Source organism: Paenibacillus sp. EC2-1, from assembly GCF_049311625.1.
Classification (GTDB): Bacteria; Bacillota; Bacilli; order Paenibacillales; family Paenibacillaceae; genus Paenibacillus_AQ.
The window spans coordinates 3781425-3800053 of the sequence record NZ_CP186006.1 but is presented as its reverse complement, the minus strand read 5'-3'; the positions used below and the strand labels follow the sequence as shown (position 1 = coordinate 3800053).

Below are 18629 nucleotides of genomic sequence, written 5' to 3'. Positions count from 1 at the left end.
ATTACGTTATCTTTTATAAGGGGAGTGATGATGTGAGTAGAAAGTTATTGCTTGTTATGTGCTTGATGTTATTTATGTTAAGCGCTTGCGGAGAAAGGGAAGACCCATCCAATCCAAAGTTAGGCAACCATCCACCAACACCCAAATTAACAGCAGGCGGTAAGTCCATTACTACACATCAGAGTACCTATTGCTGGGGGAAGCTTGGCTGCGTTGATTATGTCAATCCTGAAGAAATGCTAAAAGATGAAATGAAGAATATCGTTAAACCTAATACAGTTATCACTATACAGATCGACGGCAAGCAGCCAAATGAGTTATATCTTTATATAGACAATAAGGATGAAACCGATGATGGACTAATTACAAGCAATCAATTTGAAACTCCGAGTGAACCGGGGATATATTATTATGCTTTATCAGCTAGTTGGCTTTCTGAGGATAAGAAGTTCAATGAAGGGAGCTCAAGTTATGCTTTTGCAATTGAAGTGAAAGACTAGATTCAAGCAAATAGAAGTATGTGACGGTTTAACTACATACCTCGATATAGGAGAGATTGTTTCATGGAAAATAAAAAACTTACATATTTTGATCCAGAAATTAATACAATAGCCGCACTGTAGAAGGAGACATATAGAAGGAGGTAAAGGTAATTATTAATACCTTGATCTTTGTAATTATTACTATCGTTATTATTTCGTATTACTATAAATTTCCGAAAAAAGATTTAATAGAAACGAGAGACCTTCCAAAATCATATTTTATACAAACGATGAACAGGAAAGATATTCAGAAAAATTATGAGTGTGCAGCTTTTTCAAGTGCATTTATTTTGAGACATTTCGGAAAAGAAGCTGATGGTAATGAGTTATATAAAAAATATCCTCGAAAATTATTAGATGGAACTATAAACGCAAAGGGTATAATCGTATTTTTCAAGAAACTAGGATTGGATAGCACTTATCTTTCTGGGAATATAGATACACTGAAGAAGCAAATAACTCAAGGGATCCCGGTGATCTTATTCGTTAGAGTGTTTCCAAATAAGAGGTATCTACACTTTGTTCCAGCCGTAGGATATGATGAAAAATTCATTTATTTAGTTGACTCTTTACCATACACAATTAACTGCAATGAGGCTCTTTACAACCGAAAAGTTTTGATTAGTGAACTAGGAGCCATCTGGAAAACCTGGATTCCTTTTTGTAAAAGCTCGTATATCGTAATTAATCAAAAATCAATGAAGTGAAGGGCAAATGCTCGAGCTCTTGGGAGGAATCCATGAAAGAAACAAGGATCTATAAGCAGACAGAAGAGTGTTCTATCCGTGCAGATATATATTATCAAGGAGCCAAGTCTCCTGTAATCATCTATATCCATAGTGGTGCTTTAATATTTGGAACAAGAGAATGGTTGCCCGTTGAACAGATAGAGTATTTGACTAATCGTGGGTATAGCTTGGTCAATATCGATTATCGCCTTGCGCCAGAAACTGACTTTGAATGTATCATTGAAGATATTAGAGATGCCATCCATTGGGTTCGAACGGAAGCAACGGAATGGTACGATTATGACGTTAATAAAATAGCAGTAATGGGTGGATCAGCAGGTGGATACCTTAGCCTACTAACTGGAACAATGGATTACAGACCCAATGCTATTGTCTCATTCTATGGGTATGGGGATATTTTAGGCAGTTGGTACACACATCCAAGTGACTACTACTGTAAGAAACCATTAATAGATAGGGTAAGTGCTGTTAATCGAATTGGTAATGTTGAAATTACAGATGGTAAGTGGGATAGGTTTGATTATTACGTCTATTGTCGTCAACAAGGAAGATGGATTCAAGAAGTGACGAAGATGGATCCTACATTAGATATAGAGAAGTTAAAACCATACAATCCAATTGACAATGTTACAAAAGAATATCCGCCAACTATATTTATTCATGGGAATCAGGACACGGATGTTCCATACGAACAGTCTATTATTATGCATGAAAAACTCAAAGATATGGGAGTACATACAAAGCTAATAACAATTGATGGTGCAGATCATGTATTTGATCACAATTTTACAGATCAGCAGGTTCAAAGGGCATTTACAGAATTAATTGAATTTTTGAAAATTCATTTGTAGTGGTTCTTAGATACAAGGAATAGAAATAAAGGGGATTCTTTATGAATTTTTTGAAACTTTCAGATTTATCATTACACAGAATTGACGAGATATTTCATATTGCGGATGAACTCAGAAATAATAAATTTAGAAAGGTGCTAGAAGGTAAAACCTTCATCTTATTTTTTTCGGAAACTAGCTTAAGGACTAGAGTGACTTTTGAAAAAGGAATTCAACAACTCGGTGGGAATTGTATTCTCTTTCCTCCAGATACATTAAATAAAAAAGAAGAACTTGAAGATGTAATAGGTTACTTAAACAACTGGGCTGATGGTGTCATTATTAGACATCCTGATTTTAATAAAATGATGAAAATATCTGAACATTCATTCATTCCGATTATTAATGCAATGTCTTCTGACAATCATCCATGTGAAGTTCTCTCGGACATATATTCAATACGAGAGATTCGGCCAGAATTTAGGGAACTTACGTATACTTTTGTAAGCCCAGCCGGGAATATTGTTAAGTCTTGGGTTGAAATCGCGAAAGTCCTAAATCTCAAATTAAATCATGTCTGTACTAGCGGAAATAATGTATGCAAAGATGATGAGAATTATCATTTCTCAACAGATCTAGAAACAACAATGAATGGCAGTGATATTGTTCTAACCGATTCATTACCAATTAAGTATCAAAATGATGAATACCTGTCACAGTATCAAGTAAACATGGAAAGATTGAATTTAACCAATAAAAATGCATTATTGAACCCGTGTCCTCCTTTTTTCAGAGGTCAGGAAGTGAGTGATGATACAGTACATTCCAGTTATTTTGTAGGCCATTCCTTTAAGAAGAATCTGTTATATGTTCAACAAGCGATAATTATTCAGTGCCTGGGATTGCTCCCGAAAGGTCAATGAATCGTTTAATAATGGATTTTCGAAATAAATAGGAAATTGGAGATAACCATTAAGTTGTGAGGAGATTTAATAATGGGATCGAGAATTATGCACTTAATCATCGGACAACAAATTGCCGAGAAGTTGAATGTTGAAGATCGAACTTCATTTTTACTTGGTAGCATTGCTCCAGATGCGGTTCAAACAAAAGATGAATCGCATTTCTATAAAGGAGAACATCATAATTTCACAAGACATATAGATTACCTTGGATTCTTAAATAAATATAAAATCCATTCTAACAACCTATATGTTCTTGGATATTTTGCACATTTGATCGCAGATGAACAGTGGATGAAGGGATTTTATATGCCATGGTTGAGGAATCGGATGGAGGAAGATCCTGAAGTCTACCCACTTTATCATCATGATTTCAGATTACTTAATGGAAAGCTCTTAGAGCACTATGATTGTACGGAAGAAATGAGGAAAGCCCTCCAGAAAAATGCCCGAGCAGTCATTGATCTTCAAGAGGTGAACTCTAGTGAGGCTCTTGATCTCGTCCCACATGTTCTAGCTGATATGGAATATGAACAATCATTAATTCAAGAACCACTAAATGTCTTTAGTTTCATACAGATTAAAGGGTATATTGAAACTTCAGTTAACGTAGGAATTATGAATTTACAAAAGCTGATGTAGTAAAAATGGCTACGAACTAAATTGTAAGAGAGGAGCTCAGCATGATGAACAAGCATAATGTTTATGAAACAAACAGCTTCTACTGGGATACCAAAGGAAATGATTTTTTAAAAGCAATTGTGCTTCCTTACTATGGATCATTTATCTCAGAAGAAACATGTCAACTTTTTGGAGATGTCTCAGGAAAAAAGATGTTAGAAATAGGCTGTGGTAATGGCCAATCCCTGCAATATCAGGGGGAACGCAAAGCTTCTGAATTGTGGGGAATGGACTTATCAGAGAAACAGATTGAAAAGGCGGAGCAACACTTGAAGGCATGTGGTCTTTCAGCAACCTTGATCTGTTCTCCCATGGAAGAAGAAAGCGACATACCCCTCGATTATTTTGACTTTGTATATTCGATTTATGCCATAGGCTGGACAACCGATCTTGAAGGCACTTTTTGCCGTATTGCTTCTTATTTAAAAAAAGATGGCGTATTTATTTTTAGTTGGTCTCATCCTATACATAGATGTGTTGTTAAAGAAAATGATAGATTTGTTTTTAACAAATGTTATTTTGATGAATCATGGTATTCCGTTTCTCCTGATTTTTGTCAAGGCGAACTAGCTATATCGGATCGAAAACTATCAACCTATATCAATGCGCTTGCGAGAGCAGGGTTTGTGATTGAACAAATGGTTGAAGAGACCGAGAGCGAGATCATACAAATGCACGATGAAAATAGTGATTTTGTAAGAAGGGCTAAGATGTTTCCGGTCACCTTCGTTATCAAAGCAAGAAAGCTTTAAAATACTGCAGGTTTTTGAACGATATTCCAGCAATCTAAAAAAAATATAAAGGGAGCATGAATAATGAATCAAATCGTTAAAGATTCAATTATAAAACTAGCAGAATCGATTCAATTACCTGAAAGAGTATTCGATATTGATGATTTGCCTTGGGTTCCTTTTGATGAAGGGAAAGAAGCGAATTGCTACTTTAAGCCTCTCAGATTTGACCTAGCAACAGGTACTTGGATATATCTATTCAAAATTAAGAGCAATCAAGTGTTGGCTCGTCACCGGCATACCGGTGGATCTGTTATTGGATATAATCTTCAAGGACAATGGAGATATGAGGGGCGTGATTGGATTGCAAAACCAGGAAGTTTCATATTTGAGCCACCTGGGGATATTCATACGCTTATTACAGAAGATGAAGAAGTCATTACTTTGTTTATATTAGGTGGATGCCTTCAATATTTTGATGAAGATAACCAAATCATTGGACAAGATGATATTTATACAGTAATGAAGAAGTATAAGGACTATTGTAATGAAATGGGAATAGAGTTTCGAGAAGATCTTATTTATTGAGAGGTTAATGGCACAGATGCAGTAAGGTTTCTTCATTAAAGTGGGAAGGGGGATATGAATGTCTAGTAACTTATCAAATTCACAGTATTTAGCTATTGAACACATTACAAAATATGCCCGTACACGAAAAAACGCAGCTCAGAAATCCATAGAGGAAGTTTTACTAATGTCCAGTATCCCTTGGGGAACTTATGCGGATGCCATTTCAAAAATATATAAATATGCAAGGGTTGCCCTACACTTTCATCCAGACCGGCCAGTTGAGGACATGAAATGCGTTGCGCAGTCATTGTTAGAGCAGGGGATCTACAAAAGTCAGTTTGAAACTAACATTTCAAATGGCAGCGTATCTGCTTATCCGGGAGGTGCACGTGACCTTTGGGAGAAAAAGATGTTTGGAGATGCTTATCATGTAGAGGGAGTTACGAATACTCAGCGTCCTAAGTATGGGGCACTAAATCTATTGTTACACCCAGATGGGCCTGCTCCCATGTTTGGTTCCTGTTATTTTCTTCTTGCCCCAGAAGTTTCCCAACGCTGTACATTCAGTTATTTAGATTCACATCTAGACCCGAAGGAAAAAGGTACGTATAGTGAGTTCGATGATATTTTAGCATCATTATTTAAAGAGGCTTTTATTCGAAATGGAGGGTTAGGTGAGAAAGAACTGACGCCAAGGAAATTAATTGAGCATTTGTTAATTGATCTTGAAAGTCCATTCAAAGATCCCTCAAACCGAGAACCCAAAAGAAATCAAAACCACTATATTGAAGCCCAGGTTCACGGTGACATCCGTTTAAAAGACGATATAGATATGCTTGTTGCGGATCCATCGTTCAAAGGAACGTATATAGGGGAGTTATTAGAGCAAATATGCTTTAAATATTCAATCAAACTATATTGGCATATGGGATTTTCTATGCGTGTAGAAGAAATCCCTTCAGATTTTAGAGGACCTACGATGCCTTCTTTAGGCAAGAGGATAGCTCAAAATAGTTACGTAGATGCTAGTGTGATCGGTGCTGCGGTTAACGACTTGAAACGCAGTCCGGAGTTGTGGAAAGACCGTGGGAGCTATGAAGAAGTGCTTCAGGAATTAAAATATATGTGGCACGTATTAGTTCAATTTGGTGACTCTTTTGAGAGTTCTTGAAGCAGGAAAGGGTGGGAGACAGTGAAATTAGAGATTTTAAATGTGGCCTCGTCTTGGAAAACGGATATGAGACAAAAATATTATCAAGTTAAAGAGAAAAACGATAAGTTGGTCGTCCTTTTTCCCGGAAAAAACTATCCTTGTGATAAACCAATTTTACATTTTGCTGGAACATCTGCAATTCAAAGTGGTTATGACTTAATGGTACTTGAATATGGATATCAAGCTGCGAGAGACAACTTGGATATGAGTGAATTGCATCGAGTAATAGAAGAAAGCCACGAATCGGTACAACGAATCATAAGCAAGTATGAACAAGTTATTTTTATTAGTAAGAGTATAGGAACCATAGTTGCTGGAGAAGTTCACGAGAAGCTGGATATTCCAATAAGACATATATTTTTGACACCGATAAAAGACACCATTCCATATATCAACAAGTTTAACGGACTAGTAGTCTATGGAACAAAGGATGAAGTGTTTAATAGCGAATTTGCAAAACATATACATGTCGATGAAGTTAGAGAGGTCATTGAAATACCTAATGCAAATCATTCTCTAGAATCCAACAATGTGGCTGAAAGCATTGAGATACTAGGTAGAGTTGTGAGAATATATATGAATTTTATTAATAAATAACTAAGGAGCTGTACAATGATCACGTTTGAAAGAGAAAATAATAAATTTAACTTTAGGGTAGCTGGCATCGCAATTCAAAACAATCGAGTGTTATTACATACCACGCAAACAGACGATTTTTGGAATCTTCCTGGGGGGCGAGTGGAATTTAATGAATCTACAGATCAAACGATTGTTAGAGAATTTAAAGAGGAGTTAGATATTGACGTTCGAATTAAAGAATTGTTTTTTGTGAATGAGGACTTCTTTGAGTATGATGGTAAACGCTATCATGAGATTGGATTTTATTACTTAATTGATTTACCCGAAGGGCATGAGCTTACAAGAACAGACGAAGAATTCCTAGGGATTGAAGAAGGAGGAAAACTTATATTTAAATGGTTTCCACTGGAACAATTAGATCAATTACATGTGTATCCAGACATATTAAAGACTGAATTATTTAATTTGAAGGATAAGAATCAGATAAAGCATTATATCAACGATGAATATCAAATCAATTCTTGAACACCATATTCCAAGTTGGGTAAACCGTAAACCATAAGGGCTGCATAAGGTGGTAAGTTCAATGAAGAAGATCTTTATAATTGGAATCGTGGCTAGCGGAAAAACAACACTCGCTAAACGCTTATCAAAGCACATCGAAATACCTTGGTATGAACTTGATTCTATCGTTCATGTTCAAACGAATAATGGAAGAATCAAGCGCACACCACAAGAACAGATTGAAGTCATTAAAGATATTGATAGACACGGGGATTGGATTTTTGAAGGAACAGATCGAGAGTCATACCAGTGTTTATACGATATGGCTGATACCATCATATTTCTTGACACGCCTCTGTGGAAACGTAGAGTTAGAATAGTTACTAGATTTCTTAAACAACAGTTAGGGCTTGAAAAGGCACATTACAAGTCTGATTTCAAAATGCTGAAAATGATGTTTGAATGGACAAATGATTTTGAGAGAAATAGAGGACATTTCGAAGCTAAAATAAGTGTATATCAGGATAAATTAATAAGAATCACAGGTAATGGAAGGTGGATTCTAGAGAAGTAACTATTTCGGGCATAAAATGTTGCGAAGTAATCTTTTGCTCTGTCTATAATTGAATCCGAGAGGAGGAGGGAATGAGATGGAGTGGCTTGAACGGATGAATCGTGCTGTAGACTATATTGAAGCAAACTTGGCCGGGGAGATCCAACTGAGTGATGTTGCTCGCATGGCCTGCAGTTCATCTTACCAGTTCCAGAGAACGTTCTCGTTCATTACTGGCGTGTCGTTGGCGGAATATATTCGGCGGAGGCGTTTGACGCTTGCTGCGTTCGAGCTTCAACAGGGTGTGACCGAGAAAGTGATCGATATCGCATTGAAGTATGGATACGAGTCACCAATTTCATTTGCTAGAGCATTCCAAGCGATGCACGGGATCACGCCTGCTATGGCACGTCAAAATGGAATTGAAATGAAAGCCTACCCTCGTCTATCCTTCTCGATCACGATTAAAGGAGCAGAGGCAATGAATTATCGGATCGAGACTAAGGAAAGCTTTGAGGTATTTGGTATTGAAGGCATATTCTATACAGAAGGAAATTCGGAGGAACTTCAGACGCCGGCTAAGTTATGGGAGCAAAGTCATGCAAATGGTGAGGTGAAGCGATTAGAATCATGTGCGGGAGAGTTACCGGTGTTCGTCAGTAGGGATCTTTATTCAGTGCATGCTGTATGCAGTTACCGAAAGACCGGTCCAGACACTTTCCCATATATGCTGTGCGCCTTCAAAAACAATTATAGTAACACAGAAGGTTATACCTCAGTAACGATCCCGGCACGAACTTGGGTCATTTTCCCATCAGATCCACATCCATGGGATAAATTCAACGAAACGATCGAAAAACTTTATCAACGCTTCTATACGGAATGGCTGCCTACGGCAGGATATGAACAAGTGGACGGGATGGAATTCGAAATGTACGGCACAAAAGACGGACTTAACTATATCGAGCTTTGGTTTGCGGTTCGTAAATTGTAATCGGCTAACAAGTAAAAAGAAAAGCATCATTCATAGGCATGGCCTCTGGCTGTCGAGGAAATCTTGGCAGCCGAAGATTTTCCTTACTTGCAGATAATAAATGCATAACGTTATCGAGTATTAAATAGATGGTTAAGAGTAGATTACGTATGTATTTTGTTACTTGAGAAAGGAGATACATATTGGAGATTATTATAATGCTGGTCATTTCCGTATTTCTTGGTATATTCATTGTTAAAATTGGAGTGGATAACTCCAAAACTAACCAATACACTAGAGAAGTATTACAGGAATTAAGAGAGATCAAAGAAATTTTAAGAGATCAAGAATACGAGGAGAATAGAATGCCTATATTAGATTACTCAAATATTAATTTTCACGTTAAAAATGGTAAAGGGAATAGTATACATATTGATTCAGTAGAAGCAGTGATGACCAGTACGTTCCCATCTCTTTTTAAGAGTGTACTATTAGAAATGGATGGCTTCTTGACGAATAATGGAGTTTTGATTTATGGAACACAAGATATTGAGGAGAGAAACATAACTTGGGAAGTTGCAGATTATGCGAAAGGATACGTTGCAATAGGTGATGATAGTGGTGGAAGGATATTTGTAATGGCTGAAAAAGCTGAATCTACAGAAGTATTTATATTAGATTGCGGAGACATGAACCCGGAAAATGCAATCAAAGTTTCTGATAATCTAATAGAATGGATTAATAACGGATTATTAGTCTCAGCATAGATTGGAGGGGGAGTAGCATGCCGTACGATGAAGTGATTACAAACGAAGAAATCAAGGAATTGCTTCATTATCTTGATTACTTTCAGGATTCTAAAAGCAACTTTTTTACAGAGAAGAACGGATACCGACTTGAGAGCCAAGAAGTGATTCGTTTTAGAGAAGTATTAAATGATACGGGATTCTTAATGATTTTTGATTGGGGCCAGTGGCTTGATGAGAATAAAATTTACAAAGACATAAATAACCTTGGTATTCACGAACGAATTATGAGTGCAGATTTAGTAACGCTCAGGAAATTAATGACTAGCTATATTCGTGGTGATCGATTCAATGAAGGTTTATTTATTGCTGTAATTTTAAAAGGGCATGTAACAAAGATTTTATTAAGACTTCAAAAATTAAAGGATTCAAGATGTGTAGTCGTGTTATATTCAAACAACAAACGACCCAGTTTGAGATAAGAGCTATCCACGGGCAGAGCCCGAATAAAATAGAAGAGTAATGAAAAAAGGTTATGATTCAACTTTAGATGAGAAAATTATGGGTATAACAAGGAGTGTCATTCATGATAGATTTCGACAAGCTATGGGACTATAATCATGCGGATGAGTCGGAACGAAAATTCAGGCGCGTGTTAATGGAAGTTCAGAATACAGCAGATCTCAACTACATATCAGAACTATTGACCCAAATTGCACGAGCTCTAGGTTTGCAAAGGAAGTTTGATGAGGCTCATGAGATCTTGGATCAGGTTGAAAGTAATCTGGTAGATACTAAGCCAAAAACACAAATTCGATACTTATTAGAGCGTGGTCGTGTTTTGAATTCTTCAGCGAGACAAGAAGAGGCTTTACCGTTATTCGTAGAGGCTTGGGAACTAGGGGGGGAGTCTGGAGAAGACGCTTTGGCAGTTGATGCCGCACATATGCTAGGTATTGCGGAAACCACTCCAGAGCTACGGATGGATTGGAATATGCTAGCGCTTGAGTATGCTGAGCAGCATCCGAATGCCAGTCGCTGGCTTGGCGCGCTCTACAACAATATTGGCTGGGCTCAGGTGGAGGCAGGCAATCTACCTGAGGCACTTGATCTGTTTGAACGTGCCCTTCAGTTTAGACAGGGGCAAGGAAGAGAAGATCTGATCTTTATTGCTAAATGGAGTATAGCTAAGGTGCTACGTCTTATGAAGCAGACATCGAGGGCACTAGAGATGCAGCAGTTATTGTTAACGGAAGTTGAGCAAGGTGTTGAACCCGATGGATATGTGTATGAGGAGATAGGTGAATGCCTGTATGCCTTGGATAGACGAGTGGAGGCAAGTCCCTACTTCAGCAAGGCCTATGAATTGCTTTCTCTTGATCAGTGGCTTACAAGTAATGAGCCTGATCGAATAGCTAGATTGAAAGAGTTATGAAGGTGAATGAACACTTCCGGTACTATAAACGATTGATGCCAGGAAAAACGACATCTTAGTAATTTCGAAGAACTTTTCCCATCATAAAGGGCACAGTCTGTCATACTGATTAGGTGGAGAAATAGACCGTTACTTTAGCAATGTGGTCTATTTCTTTTTTATGTAGGTGGGCGCTTCCAAAATGAACATAGATGAGTGAGATTAAAAGTGCATGAACAAAGATTTTATTGAGACTTCAAGAATTAAAGGATTCATGATGTAAAGGCAAAGGATCAAATGGGAAGAACCATTGGATATCAGGAAGATTTAAAGAAATGAAGGAAACTCAAGCATGAGCTCGTAACGAATGATTTTATAGAATGGTACAGGATACAGGGAATGAACTATCTTAAACAAACTGGAATTTTGTAAGCCTATTCGATGATTTATTAATCAATCTTTAAAGGAGATAACAATGAATTCTAGTACTCTACAGACGAAACAGACAATTATCGATGATTTAAAACGACTAGGTATAAAGGAAGGAATGACTTTGATCGTTCACTCCTCTCTGAAAGCTATAGGAAACGTTATAGGGGGACCTGTTACAGTTATATTGGCATTGGAAGAGGCGGTAGGATGTAACGGAAATATTGTAATGCCGACGCAATCGGAACATTTGTGTGCTCCGACGGAAAACAATGATGTCTTAACCTTAGAGCAGATAAGAATAATAAAAGAAAATATGCCAATATATTACCCTGATTTAACACCAACTGCATATATGGGTTTCATACCAGAAACATTTCGAAAACAAGATGGAGTCATAAGAAGTTTACACCCTCATATGTCATTTGCTGCTTGGGGTAAAGCTGCTAGGGATATAACGAGAGATCATCAATTGGATTACGCATTAAGCGAGACATCACCGCTAGGTAGAATTTATGACTTAGAAGGATATATTTTATTACTTGGTGTTTCAACGAATTCCAATACTTCATTACATCTTGCTGAGTATAAACAGACAAATACTTTTATAGAACCTAAAGTCTGGGAAGTGAAATTGTTAGTGAATGGAATAGAACAATGGGAAACTTATGATGATGTTAATAATGAATCTGATGATTTTGATAACATTTTTGATGAGTTTAAATCAAAAACTAACTTAGTAATAGAAGGACAAGTAGGAGAAGCTGTGAGTTATTTGATACCACAGAAAGATATGGTTGATTTCGCCTTAGAATGGATGAATCGAAATAGAAAATATCAGATAAAAACGGAACATGTAGTTGGAAGTTAACATATTGATGATTCATATAACAATGAATATTGTGCATCTAAAAATAGAGGTGTAAATTTGCTTGGAGAGTGAAAATCAAAGAATCACATTTAGAAAAATGCTATCCAACTTGAAGTGGTCATTAGTCATCATATTTAGAAATGCTCCGATTCCTGCTAGTCTACTATTACTGCTTAATATGCTAGAAGGACTTGCGCCTGCCTTGACGATTTATGTTACCCAAAGGCTGATCGATACAGTAATTCAAACAGCAGGTGCTGGTAGTGATGCGTTTAAAGATGTTGTGTCATGGATTGTAGCTCTAGCAGCAACGCTGATCCTAACGAGCGAAATCTTATGGAGATTTCGTGATCCTTTAAATGTGAGATTGAGGCAAAAGCTGAATTACTCTGTTGGGAAAGAACGGTTAGAGAAAGCAACGCAGTTGCCACTATTGTTTTTTGAAGAAAGCTCAAGCTACGACCGGTTAGAACGCAGTAAAAATCCTGGTGGGAAAGTGGAACATTTTTTTCACTATATGCTCTGGTTTTTACAGGGAATAATAGGGGTTGTCTCGATAGCAAGTTTGTTTTGGATCATATCGCCGTGGATAAGTATTGTTCTTGTAGCTGTAGTTATTCCACGAGCATTATATGAGGCAAGATACTCGAATCAATGGATGGAACTTATCTATAATCAAACTGAGGAGCAGAGAAGGATCTCCTATATTGATCGATTGCTAACGGGTCGTAAAGAGCAAAAGGAGATTCGATTGTTTGGACTCTCTAGCACCCTCATAGGTCGTTGGAAAGAAGAGCGTACTCAGTTCAGGAAGACACAGTTAAATAAGAAGAGGAACTTAGAATTATCTATGCTGCCTTCTATTCTTATTTACTATTTTGTTGAAGTATCTATTGTAATCCTATTGGCTTTTTTTGTGTCAGCAAAGGCCATCACAGTAGGGGTTTTTATATCTTTATTTCAAGCTGTAGAACGGATGCAGAATGCGGCCCAGCAAGTGAGTTCTGGATATGGAGAGATGATAACAGATTCGATCGCAACGGGCTATGTTCGAAATTTCTTATCGGAAGCGGGTGAAGGAGAGAAGACCACACCTCATTCAGAGTTTCCTGAAACCATAGAAAGAGGCATATCTTTGCAAGATATTAGTTTCACTTATCCAGGTCAGAGCAAACCATCGTTGCAGCACATTAATCTTCACCTTAAAAAGGGAGAGCTTGTTGCACTTGTGGGCGAGAATGGTGCGGGTAAAAGTACACTTGTCAAAATACTATTAGGTTTATATAAACCTACGCAAGGTCGAATTCTTGTGGATGATATAGAATATAGTGATATCCATTATAAAAGTATGCAGCAATCTGTAAGCGCTTGCTTCCAAGATTTTTTCAATTTTGAGTTTACTGCTGCTCAATCCATTGCAGCCGGAAAGGGAGAAAGTCTCGAAGATGTATCCTCTCAGATGCAGTCGATTCGTCAAGCGGCTAACGTTGGCGGTGCTGACGAGTTTATCTCCAATCTTTCTCGTGGATATGATACGCACATCGGTCATCTATTCCATGGCGGACAAGGTCTGTCGGGCGGTCAATGGCAGCGTATAGCCATAAGTAGGACGATGATTAGGAATCCACAACTTCTCATCTTAGACGAACCTACGGCAGCATTAGATCCTAACGCCGAAGCAAACATTTATGCACAGTATACAGCAGCGTTTCAAGGGAAAGCTGTACTTCTGGTCAGTCATCGATTAGGGTCGGCACGTTTAGCAGATCGCATTGTTGTTATGCAAGATGGATGTATCGTAGAAGAAGGAAGTCACCAAGAATTATTGGATCAAAAAGGGGTTTACTCGGGTATGTGGGAGGTCCAGTCACAATGGTACAAATGAATAATGGTAATGCCTTACATTCGCTGTATCGTTTTTTCTATTGGATGATGACTGTTGATCTTAAAAAATCATTGATCATTTTCAGTATGCTGCTTTTTCAAGGCATTTTACCAGGAGTTTCTGTGTATATCGTCAGTAAGATTTTTCAGGAAGTACTTCTTGTCTTTCAAGGAAGTCATAGGTTTACCGAATTGTTAGTGATCATCTCCATCTGGGCTGTTATCGTTCTTGTGGATCGATTCATTCAGCCGTTCTATTCGATTTATATAGAGCAGTTACAACAAGAGTTAGAAGATTCGCTCACAAAACAGCTACAGGAGAAAGCACATCGTCTTCGATTAGAAACATTTGAACGGGCTGACTTCCACGATATTCTGAACAGAGCTCAAAATATGACCGAGCCGGGAGAGTTTTTTAATTTGTTAATGGAAATATTCGATATTATCAGATCTGTTATTACGGTCAGTTCTGTTATTATCTTGCTCAGTACATGGAATATGTGGTTGTTCATCGCATTGATCGTTGTTGCTTTACCTGTACCTATTGCACAGTGGGTCCAATCCAAATCAACATTTTTTTTGAAAAGACAACAAACCGAGAAGGAAAGAGTGTTGAACTATTTAGAGAACGTGATGACATCTCGCGAGGCTGCAAAGGAAGTTCGAATGTTCAGTATGTCTTCTTCACTCCTTCGCTGGTGGCACAATATTTACTGGGAAGTTGCTGATCCATTATATCGCCAACAACGGAATCAAAACTTTGTACGAGCAGGTCTATCGATCATTGGGATTATTGGACTAGCATTCGGGGTGGGTTGGGCAGCATGGTCGGTCACACAAGGAGATCTATTAGCATCTCAATTTGGTGCGATTCTTATTGCTTTACAAGTATTAAAAGATGGAGTGAACACCATTGTAGGTAGATTTAGTTATTTTCGTGACATGTTATTTCGAGTGAACGATTTATTCATCTATCTTGATCTGGCACCTGAAGAGGAAGAAGGAAGAGAGCTTGTAAATGCTAATGTAGATGTTGATGTTCAAGATGTTTCTTTTTGTTATCCACAGCAAAAGGAAAATACACTTCACGATATATCCTTCACAATACAAGCTGGTGAGCGATTAGCTATCATTGGGGACAACGGTTCAGGGAAAACGACGTTAGTAAAAGTGTTGCTTGGGCTATATCAACCTCAAAAAGGGAGAGTCTTATATGGTTCTGTGTCCTTAATAGATGCAGATTTGACTAGTCTGAGAGTAAATACGACGGCTGCATTTCAGGACTTTAACCGTTATGCTTTTACGTTATACGATAATATAGGTTACGGGAACGTAGAACACATGCATGTACAGGAAGCAGTAGAAAATGCTTCAAAACTGGGAGGAGCCGACCTAGTAGCAGCTTCTCTAGCTAATGGTTATCAGACCCCATTAACAAGGGAATTTGCTAACGGTACGGATTTATCTGGAGGTCAGTGGCAGAAGATAGCGATCTCGCGAGCATTTATGCGCAGTAGCCCTTTTGTGTTATTGGATGAACCAAGTGCAGCGTTAGACCCAAAGGCAGAAGCGGAAGTATTCGATCGGTTTCTAAGCATGGCAAAAGATAAGACTGCGATTTTAGTTTCTCACCGCCTTGGTATGGCGCGCTTGTGTGATCGTATTGTGGTCATGAAAAATGGCCGTATTGCTGAGATAGGTACACATGATGAGTTGCTAAAATGTAAAGGGGAGTACCATAATATGTGGTCTTTGCAAGCGGGATGGTATATATAAATATGTACTGAAATACATAAAAAGGCACTCGTTTTAAATAACGGGTGCCTTTAAAGTTCATATAAACTATTATGTATTTTAATTGATGTCTACTCCGCGTCTTTATCTTTAGGTTGAATAAGTTCCGCACTAGTGATACTGCTGCTTAGCCAATTCGAAATAAGGCTTTGTGTATACTCTAAATCTGCTGGATCAATATCATAGAACCAAGTGTTTCCTCTCATTTTTCCCGAACCGTGTAACATATAACTCTCAATAACAGGGGCAGCGTCCTTTAGAAAAATGGTTTCAGCTAAATCTAAAATATAATCGGGATCCATACTTGTAGCAAAGTTAGCACCGGCAATTTCGATGAGTTCAGGTATTTTCGTGATGTTTTTTAATTCTAAAACTTTCTCCATCAAGGCTTTTATAAAAATACGTTGGCGCTCGGTACGTTTAAAGTCAGAATCCTCACGGTATCTAACGTAACTTAAGGCTTCTTTCCCGTAATATAATGGCTTGTTAGGTTCAATTCTTAGTTTCTCATGAATCGGATTTTTATTTTCGATCAACTTAGTTATAGGGAGTTTTACTCCTCCAAGGGCGTCAACCGTGTCTATAACAGCATTGAAATTTACAGTGCCATAATAATCAACTTTATTTTTTAGTAGATTCTCAATCGTGTCTATACTCATTTCTGCTCCTCCATGAGCAAAAGCGGAGTTGATCTTTGATTTTACGTCCCTACCAATAATGTCCGTATAGGAATCCCGAGGAATCGAGACTAACAATATTTTGTTATCTTTAGGTCGAATGACCGAATAGATAATGGTATCGGAGCGACTAGGCTCTTGATCGCGCTGATCAATTCCAAGAAGAAGTAAGGAAAAAGGTTCATTGTCTACGGTTTTCGTATTTCTTTTTTTATTGTCTAATGGTTTATAAGATTCTTTTAGAGCGGTTTGAACGTCTTTTTTTAGAAGTGTGTTAAAGGCAAAAATAGATAATTCCTTTCTAAATAGATAACCCGCACCTGCCAATATGATGAGAATTAAGAGTGATATACTAATCCATTTCTTTTTGTTTATTTTTTTGCGGTTTCGAAGCTTCCTTGACTCCATCAAACATACAACTCCTCAAGAAAAATTGTAAAAATAAAGTATGAAGCAGATCTTTCTAGTCACTTCCCTATTCTAGATCAATTTCCAGAAAAATCAACAAAGTTCCTTGGTAGGTGATTTTTTATACCCCTAAAATGAGTTGGAATGTAATTATTTTGCTGAATTTTACACTACGAAAATGTAGACTTTATGTATTCCCCTATGTCCTTTTATATACTGAAATGGATTGATACCGCGAATCAAAAGGACTAGGTGGTAGATAACATGTTGAAAAAACGTGATTTGCTCGAATGCCATTCACTGTACAATTTAATGATGGACCCTGCGGTTTTTCCTTATGTTCGTTATACATGCCAATCGTATGAAGAATATGTATTCGTGACCAGACAATTAATCGTTGAAGAAGAACAGGAGACATGTATTTCTAGAACCATTTTAAATGAGATGGGTCATCCGATCGGTACGATTGATCTCTATAATAGGGTTCATAAAACAGGCTTCTTGGCTACCTGGATTGGATCCCCTTACTTTGGAAAAGGGTATAATCAACGTGCGAAGGAATCGTTTTTAGCTGAATTGTTTCTTGAACATCCTATTGAAACGGTATTTCTAAAGATTCGCAAACAAAATATACGATCGAAGAAAGCAGTAGAAAAGCTTCCCTATGTCAAATTAGCAAATGATATAAATCAGCAATTATGTGACTCGATTAATTATACGGAGCAGATTTATGATCTGTATTATGTTGAGCGGGATGATTTTTTAGAAAGTTGTGAAAAGGTCCACTATGTGATGGCTACGTAAGAATTTGCTATCGTATCTCCTTTTACAGATGTATAATCATGGAAGATAGTAAAACAACAATAGACCTAGCCTAAGATTATAGTTATCTAAGGTTGGGTCTTTCTGCTCTCTTAAAATACGTATCGAGATAACTGAAATGAATAATGAGGAGGGACCTAAAATGCTTTACGATCTACAAGGCGAAGCAAATATGTCACCTACAGTAGGCATGTTATATTCTGCAGTTAAACAGAATAATGAGCGGCTACGATTCATTACTGATGGTATGTCGCAAGAAGAGGTAGACTACAAGGGTCCTAACAATAAATTTAATAGTACGGCTCAGTTAATAAAACATATCTTGGTTGTGGATCTGAATTGGGTCTATAGAATAAAGGGTCAACCCCTTCCTCAGACATTAAAAGAACAATATGGCCCCATGATTGATGAAAATAATAGACTTCCGATGGTCAAAGGGTTGTCGCTGTGCACGCTGATCTCTAGATCTGAAGATGTAATAAACCTATTGAAGGATTCAAGCACACAATTAACGGATGCTGACCTAGATCGAACCGTCACTTTCGGACATGAAAATGAAAAGCAAGCAACGATCCGTTGGGGACTGTGGCATATGGCTGATCATAATCGCTACCATCAAGCTCATATTAATCAGCTTAGAAAATGGTATGTTGAAAATTCTCTGTTAAATTAGTGTTCGCAAAAACTATTTTGTAGG

At 37.6% G+C, this 18629-nt stretch carries 20 protein-coding genes and 2 pseudogenes; 21 read left to right on the top strand and 1 reads right to left on the bottom strand.

Annotation, left to right across the window (positions count from 1 at the left end):
- The first annotated feature begins 32 nt into the window (after window positions 1-32).
- The 19 genes and pseudogenes from ACK8P5_RS17865 to ACK8P5_RS17775 all read left to right on the top strand — a co-directional run bounded on the left by ACK8P5_RS17865 (window position 33) and on the right by ACK8P5_RS17775 (window position 16007).
- On the top strand, window positions 33-500 hold the full coding sequence (locus ACK8P5_RS17865) for a hypothetical protein (RefSeq protein WP_422657611.1): 468 nt from the start codon (window positions 33-35) through the stop codon (window positions 498-500).
- Between the two features lie 272 nt (window positions 501-772).
- On the top strand, window positions 773-1249 hold the full coding sequence (locus tag ACK8P5_RS17860; protein WP_422657610.1) for a cysteine peptidase family C39 domain-containing protein: 477 nt from the start codon (window positions 773-775) through the stop codon (window positions 1247-1249).
- Window positions 1250-1281: 32 nt separating this feature from the next.
- Window positions 1282-2142 (top strand): alpha/beta hydrolase fold domain-containing protein, encoded by an 861-nt coding sequence (locus ACK8P5_RS17855; protein WP_422657609.1) that lies wholly within the window; start codon window positions 1282-1284, stop codon window positions 2140-2142.
- 41 nt (window positions 2143-2183) lie between these two features.
- Window positions 2184-3044: an ornithine carbamoyltransferase gene (locus tag ACK8P5_RS17850; RefSeq protein ID WP_422657608.1), complete on the top strand. Its 861-nt coding sequence runs from the start codon at window positions 2184-2186 to the stop codon at window positions 3042-3044.
- Window positions 3045-3116: 72 nt separating this feature from the next.
- Window positions 3117-3725, top strand: a complete 609-nt coding sequence (locus ACK8P5_RS17845) for a zinc dependent phospholipase C family protein (protein WP_422657607.1) — start codon at window positions 3117-3119, stop codon at window positions 3723-3725.
- Window positions 3726-3766: 41 nt separating this feature from the next.
- A pseudogene (locus ACK8P5_RS17840) lies at window positions 3767-4204 on the top strand (class I SAM-dependent methyltransferase); the annotation flags it as partial.
- A gap of 69 nt (window positions 4205-4273) precedes the next feature.
- A pseudogene (locus tag ACK8P5_RS17835) lies at window positions 4274-4384 on the top strand (class I SAM-dependent methyltransferase); the annotation flags it as partial.
- Between the two features lie 195 nt (window positions 4385-4579).
- Window positions 4580-5083, top strand: a complete 504-nt coding sequence (locus ACK8P5_RS17830) for a 2,4'-dihydroxyacetophenone dioxygenase family protein (RefSeq protein ID WP_422657606.1) — start codon at window positions 4580-4582, stop codon at window positions 5081-5083.
- Between the two features lie 58 nt (window positions 5084-5141).
- Window positions 5142-6236, top strand: coding sequence for a DUF3626 domain-containing protein (locus tag ACK8P5_RS17825; RefSeq protein WP_422657605.1), 1095 nt, complete (start codon window positions 5142-5144; stop codon window positions 6234-6236).
- 21 nt (window positions 6237-6257) lie between these two features.
- Window positions 6258-6875, top strand: coding sequence for an alpha/beta hydrolase (locus ACK8P5_RS17820; protein ID WP_422657604.1), 618 nt, complete (start codon window positions 6258-6260; stop codon window positions 6873-6875).
- 15 nt (window positions 6876-6890) lie between these two features.
- Window positions 6891-7382 (top strand): NUDIX hydrolase, encoded by a 492-nt coding sequence (locus tag ACK8P5_RS17815; RefSeq protein ID WP_422657603.1) that lies wholly within the window; start codon window positions 6891-6893, stop codon window positions 7380-7382.
- A gap of 61 nt (window positions 7383-7443) precedes the next feature.
- The gene (locus ACK8P5_RS17810) at window positions 7444-7935 is read left to right on the top strand and encodes a hypothetical protein (protein ID WP_422657602.1); all 492 of its coding nucleotides are present in this window, start codon (window positions 7444-7446) and stop codon (window positions 7933-7935) included.
- Window positions 7936-8011: 76 nt separating this feature from the next.
- On the top strand, window positions 8012-8908 hold the full coding sequence (locus ACK8P5_RS17805) for an AraC family transcriptional regulator (protein ID WP_422657601.1): 897 nt from the start codon (window positions 8012-8014) through the stop codon (window positions 8906-8908).
- A gap of 182 nt (window positions 8909-9090) precedes the next feature.
- A complete protein-coding gene (locus ACK8P5_RS17800) occupies window positions 9091-9654 on the top strand; it encodes an SMI1/KNR4 family protein (protein ID WP_422657600.1) in 564 nt (187 codons plus the stop codon).
- A 17-nt stretch (window positions 9655-9671) separates the two neighbouring features.
- The gene (locus ACK8P5_RS17795) at window positions 9672-10115 is read left to right on the top strand and encodes a DUF6508 domain-containing protein (protein ID WP_422657599.1); all 444 of its coding nucleotides are present in this window, start codon (window positions 9672-9674) and stop codon (window positions 10113-10115) included.
- A 104-nt stretch (window positions 10116-10219) separates the two neighbouring features.
- Complete coding sequence (locus ACK8P5_RS17790; RefSeq protein ID WP_422657598.1) at window positions 10220-11068, top strand: tetratricopeptide repeat protein; 849 nt, start codon at window positions 10220-10222, stop codon at window positions 11066-11068.
- Between the two features lie 454 nt (window positions 11069-11522).
- Entirely contained in the window at window positions 11523-12347 is an 825-nt protein-coding gene (locus ACK8P5_RS17785) for an aminoglycoside N(3)-acetyltransferase (protein ID WP_422657597.1), read from the top strand.
- Window positions 12348-12456: 109 nt separating this feature from the next.
- The gene (locus tag ACK8P5_RS17780; RefSeq protein WP_422657596.1) at window positions 12457-14232 is read left to right on the top strand and encodes an ABC transporter ATP-binding protein; all 1776 of its coding nucleotides are present in this window, start codon (window positions 12457-12459) and stop codon (window positions 14230-14232) included.
- Complete coding sequence (locus tag ACK8P5_RS17775) at window positions 14220-16007, top strand: ABC transporter ATP-binding protein (protein ID WP_422657595.1); 1788 nt, start codon at window positions 14220-14222, stop codon at window positions 16005-16007. Before ACK8P5_RS17780 ends, ACK8P5_RS17775 begins: the two co-directional genes overlap by 13 nt.
- 89 nt (window positions 16008-16096) lie before the next feature.
- Here ACK8P5_RS17775 and ACK8P5_RS17770 read toward each other — a convergent pair whose 3' ends face one another.
- A complete protein-coding gene (locus ACK8P5_RS17770) occupies window positions 16097-17110 on the bottom strand; it encodes an LCP family protein (protein ID WP_422657594.1) in 1014 nt (337 codons plus the stop codon).
- 264 nt (window positions 17111-17374) lie between these two features.
- Here ACK8P5_RS17770 and ACK8P5_RS17765 point away from each other — a divergent pair, with 264 nt between their 5' ends.
- Together ACK8P5_RS17765 and ACK8P5_RS17760 are read left to right on the top strand one after the other, a co-directional pair.
- Complete coding sequence (locus ACK8P5_RS17765) at window positions 17375-17914, top strand: GNAT family N-acetyltransferase (RefSeq protein WP_422657593.1); 540 nt, start codon at window positions 17375-17377, stop codon at window positions 17912-17914.
- A gap of 160 nt (window positions 17915-18074) precedes the next feature.
- A complete protein-coding gene (locus ACK8P5_RS17760) occupies window positions 18075-18605 on the top strand; it encodes a DinB family protein (protein ID WP_422657592.1) in 531 nt (176 codons plus the stop codon).
- Window positions 18606-18629: the final 24 nt, after the last annotated feature.

Bases quoted from the DNA above. Each gene is read 5' to 3' on its own strand.
- ACK8P5_RS17860 (WP_422657610.1), top strand. From the start codon at position 773: ATGAACAGGAAAGATATTCAGAAAAATTATGAGTGTGCAGCTTTTTCA.
- ACK8P5_RS17855 (WP_422657609.1), top strand. From the start codon at position 1,282: ATGAAAGAAACAAGGATCTATAAGCAGACAGAAGAGTGTTCTATCCGT.
- ACK8P5_RS17850 (WP_422657608.1), top strand. From the start codon at position 2,184: ATGAATTTTTTGAAACTTTCAGATTTATCATTACACAGAATTGACGAG.
- ACK8P5_RS17845 (WP_422657607.1), top strand. From the start codon at position 3,117: ATGGGATCGAGAATTATGCACTTAATCATCGGACAACAAATTGCCGAG.
- ACK8P5_RS17830 (WP_422657606.1), top strand. From the start codon at position 4,580: ATGAATCAAATCGTTAAAGATTCAATTATAAAACTAGCAGAATCGATT.
- ACK8P5_RS17825 (WP_422657605.1), top strand. From the start codon at position 5,142: ATGTCTAGTAACTTATCAAATTCACAGTATTTAGCTATTGAACACATT.
- ACK8P5_RS17815 (WP_422657603.1), top strand. From the start codon at position 6,891: ATGATCACGTTTGAAAGAGAAAATAATAAATTTAACTTTAGGGTAGCT.
- ACK8P5_RS17810 (WP_422657602.1), top strand. From the start codon at position 7,444: ATGAAGAAGATCTTTATAATTGGAATCGTGGCTAGCGGAAAAACAACA.
- ACK8P5_RS17805 (WP_422657601.1), top strand. From the start codon at position 8,012: ATGGAGTGGCTTGAACGGATGAATCGTGCTGTAGACTATATTGAAGCA.
- ACK8P5_RS17795 (WP_422657599.1), top strand. From the start codon at position 9,672: ATGCCGTACGATGAAGTGATTACAAACGAAGAAATCAAGGAATTGCTT.
- ACK8P5_RS17790 (WP_422657598.1), top strand. From the start codon at position 10,220: ATGATAGATTTCGACAAGCTATGGGACTATAATCATGCGGATGAGTCG.
- ACK8P5_RS17785 (WP_422657597.1), top strand. From the start codon at position 11,523: ATGAATTCTAGTACTCTACAGACGAAACAGACAATTATCGATGATTTA.
- ACK8P5_RS17775 (WP_422657595.1), top strand. From the start codon at position 14,220: ATGGTACAAATGAATAATGGTAATGCCTTACATTCGCTGTATCGTTTT.
- ACK8P5_RS17770 (WP_422657594.1), bottom strand. From the start codon at position 17,110: ATGGAGTCAAGGAAGCTTCGAAACCGCAAAAAAATAAACAAAAAGAAA.
- ACK8P5_RS17765 (WP_422657593.1), top strand. From the start codon at position 17,375: ATGTTGAAAAAACGTGATTTGCTCGAATGCCATTCACTGTACAATTTA.
- ACK8P5_RS17760 (WP_422657592.1), top strand. From the start codon at position 18,075: ATGCTTTACGATCTACAAGGCGAAGCAAATATGTCACCTACAGTAGGC.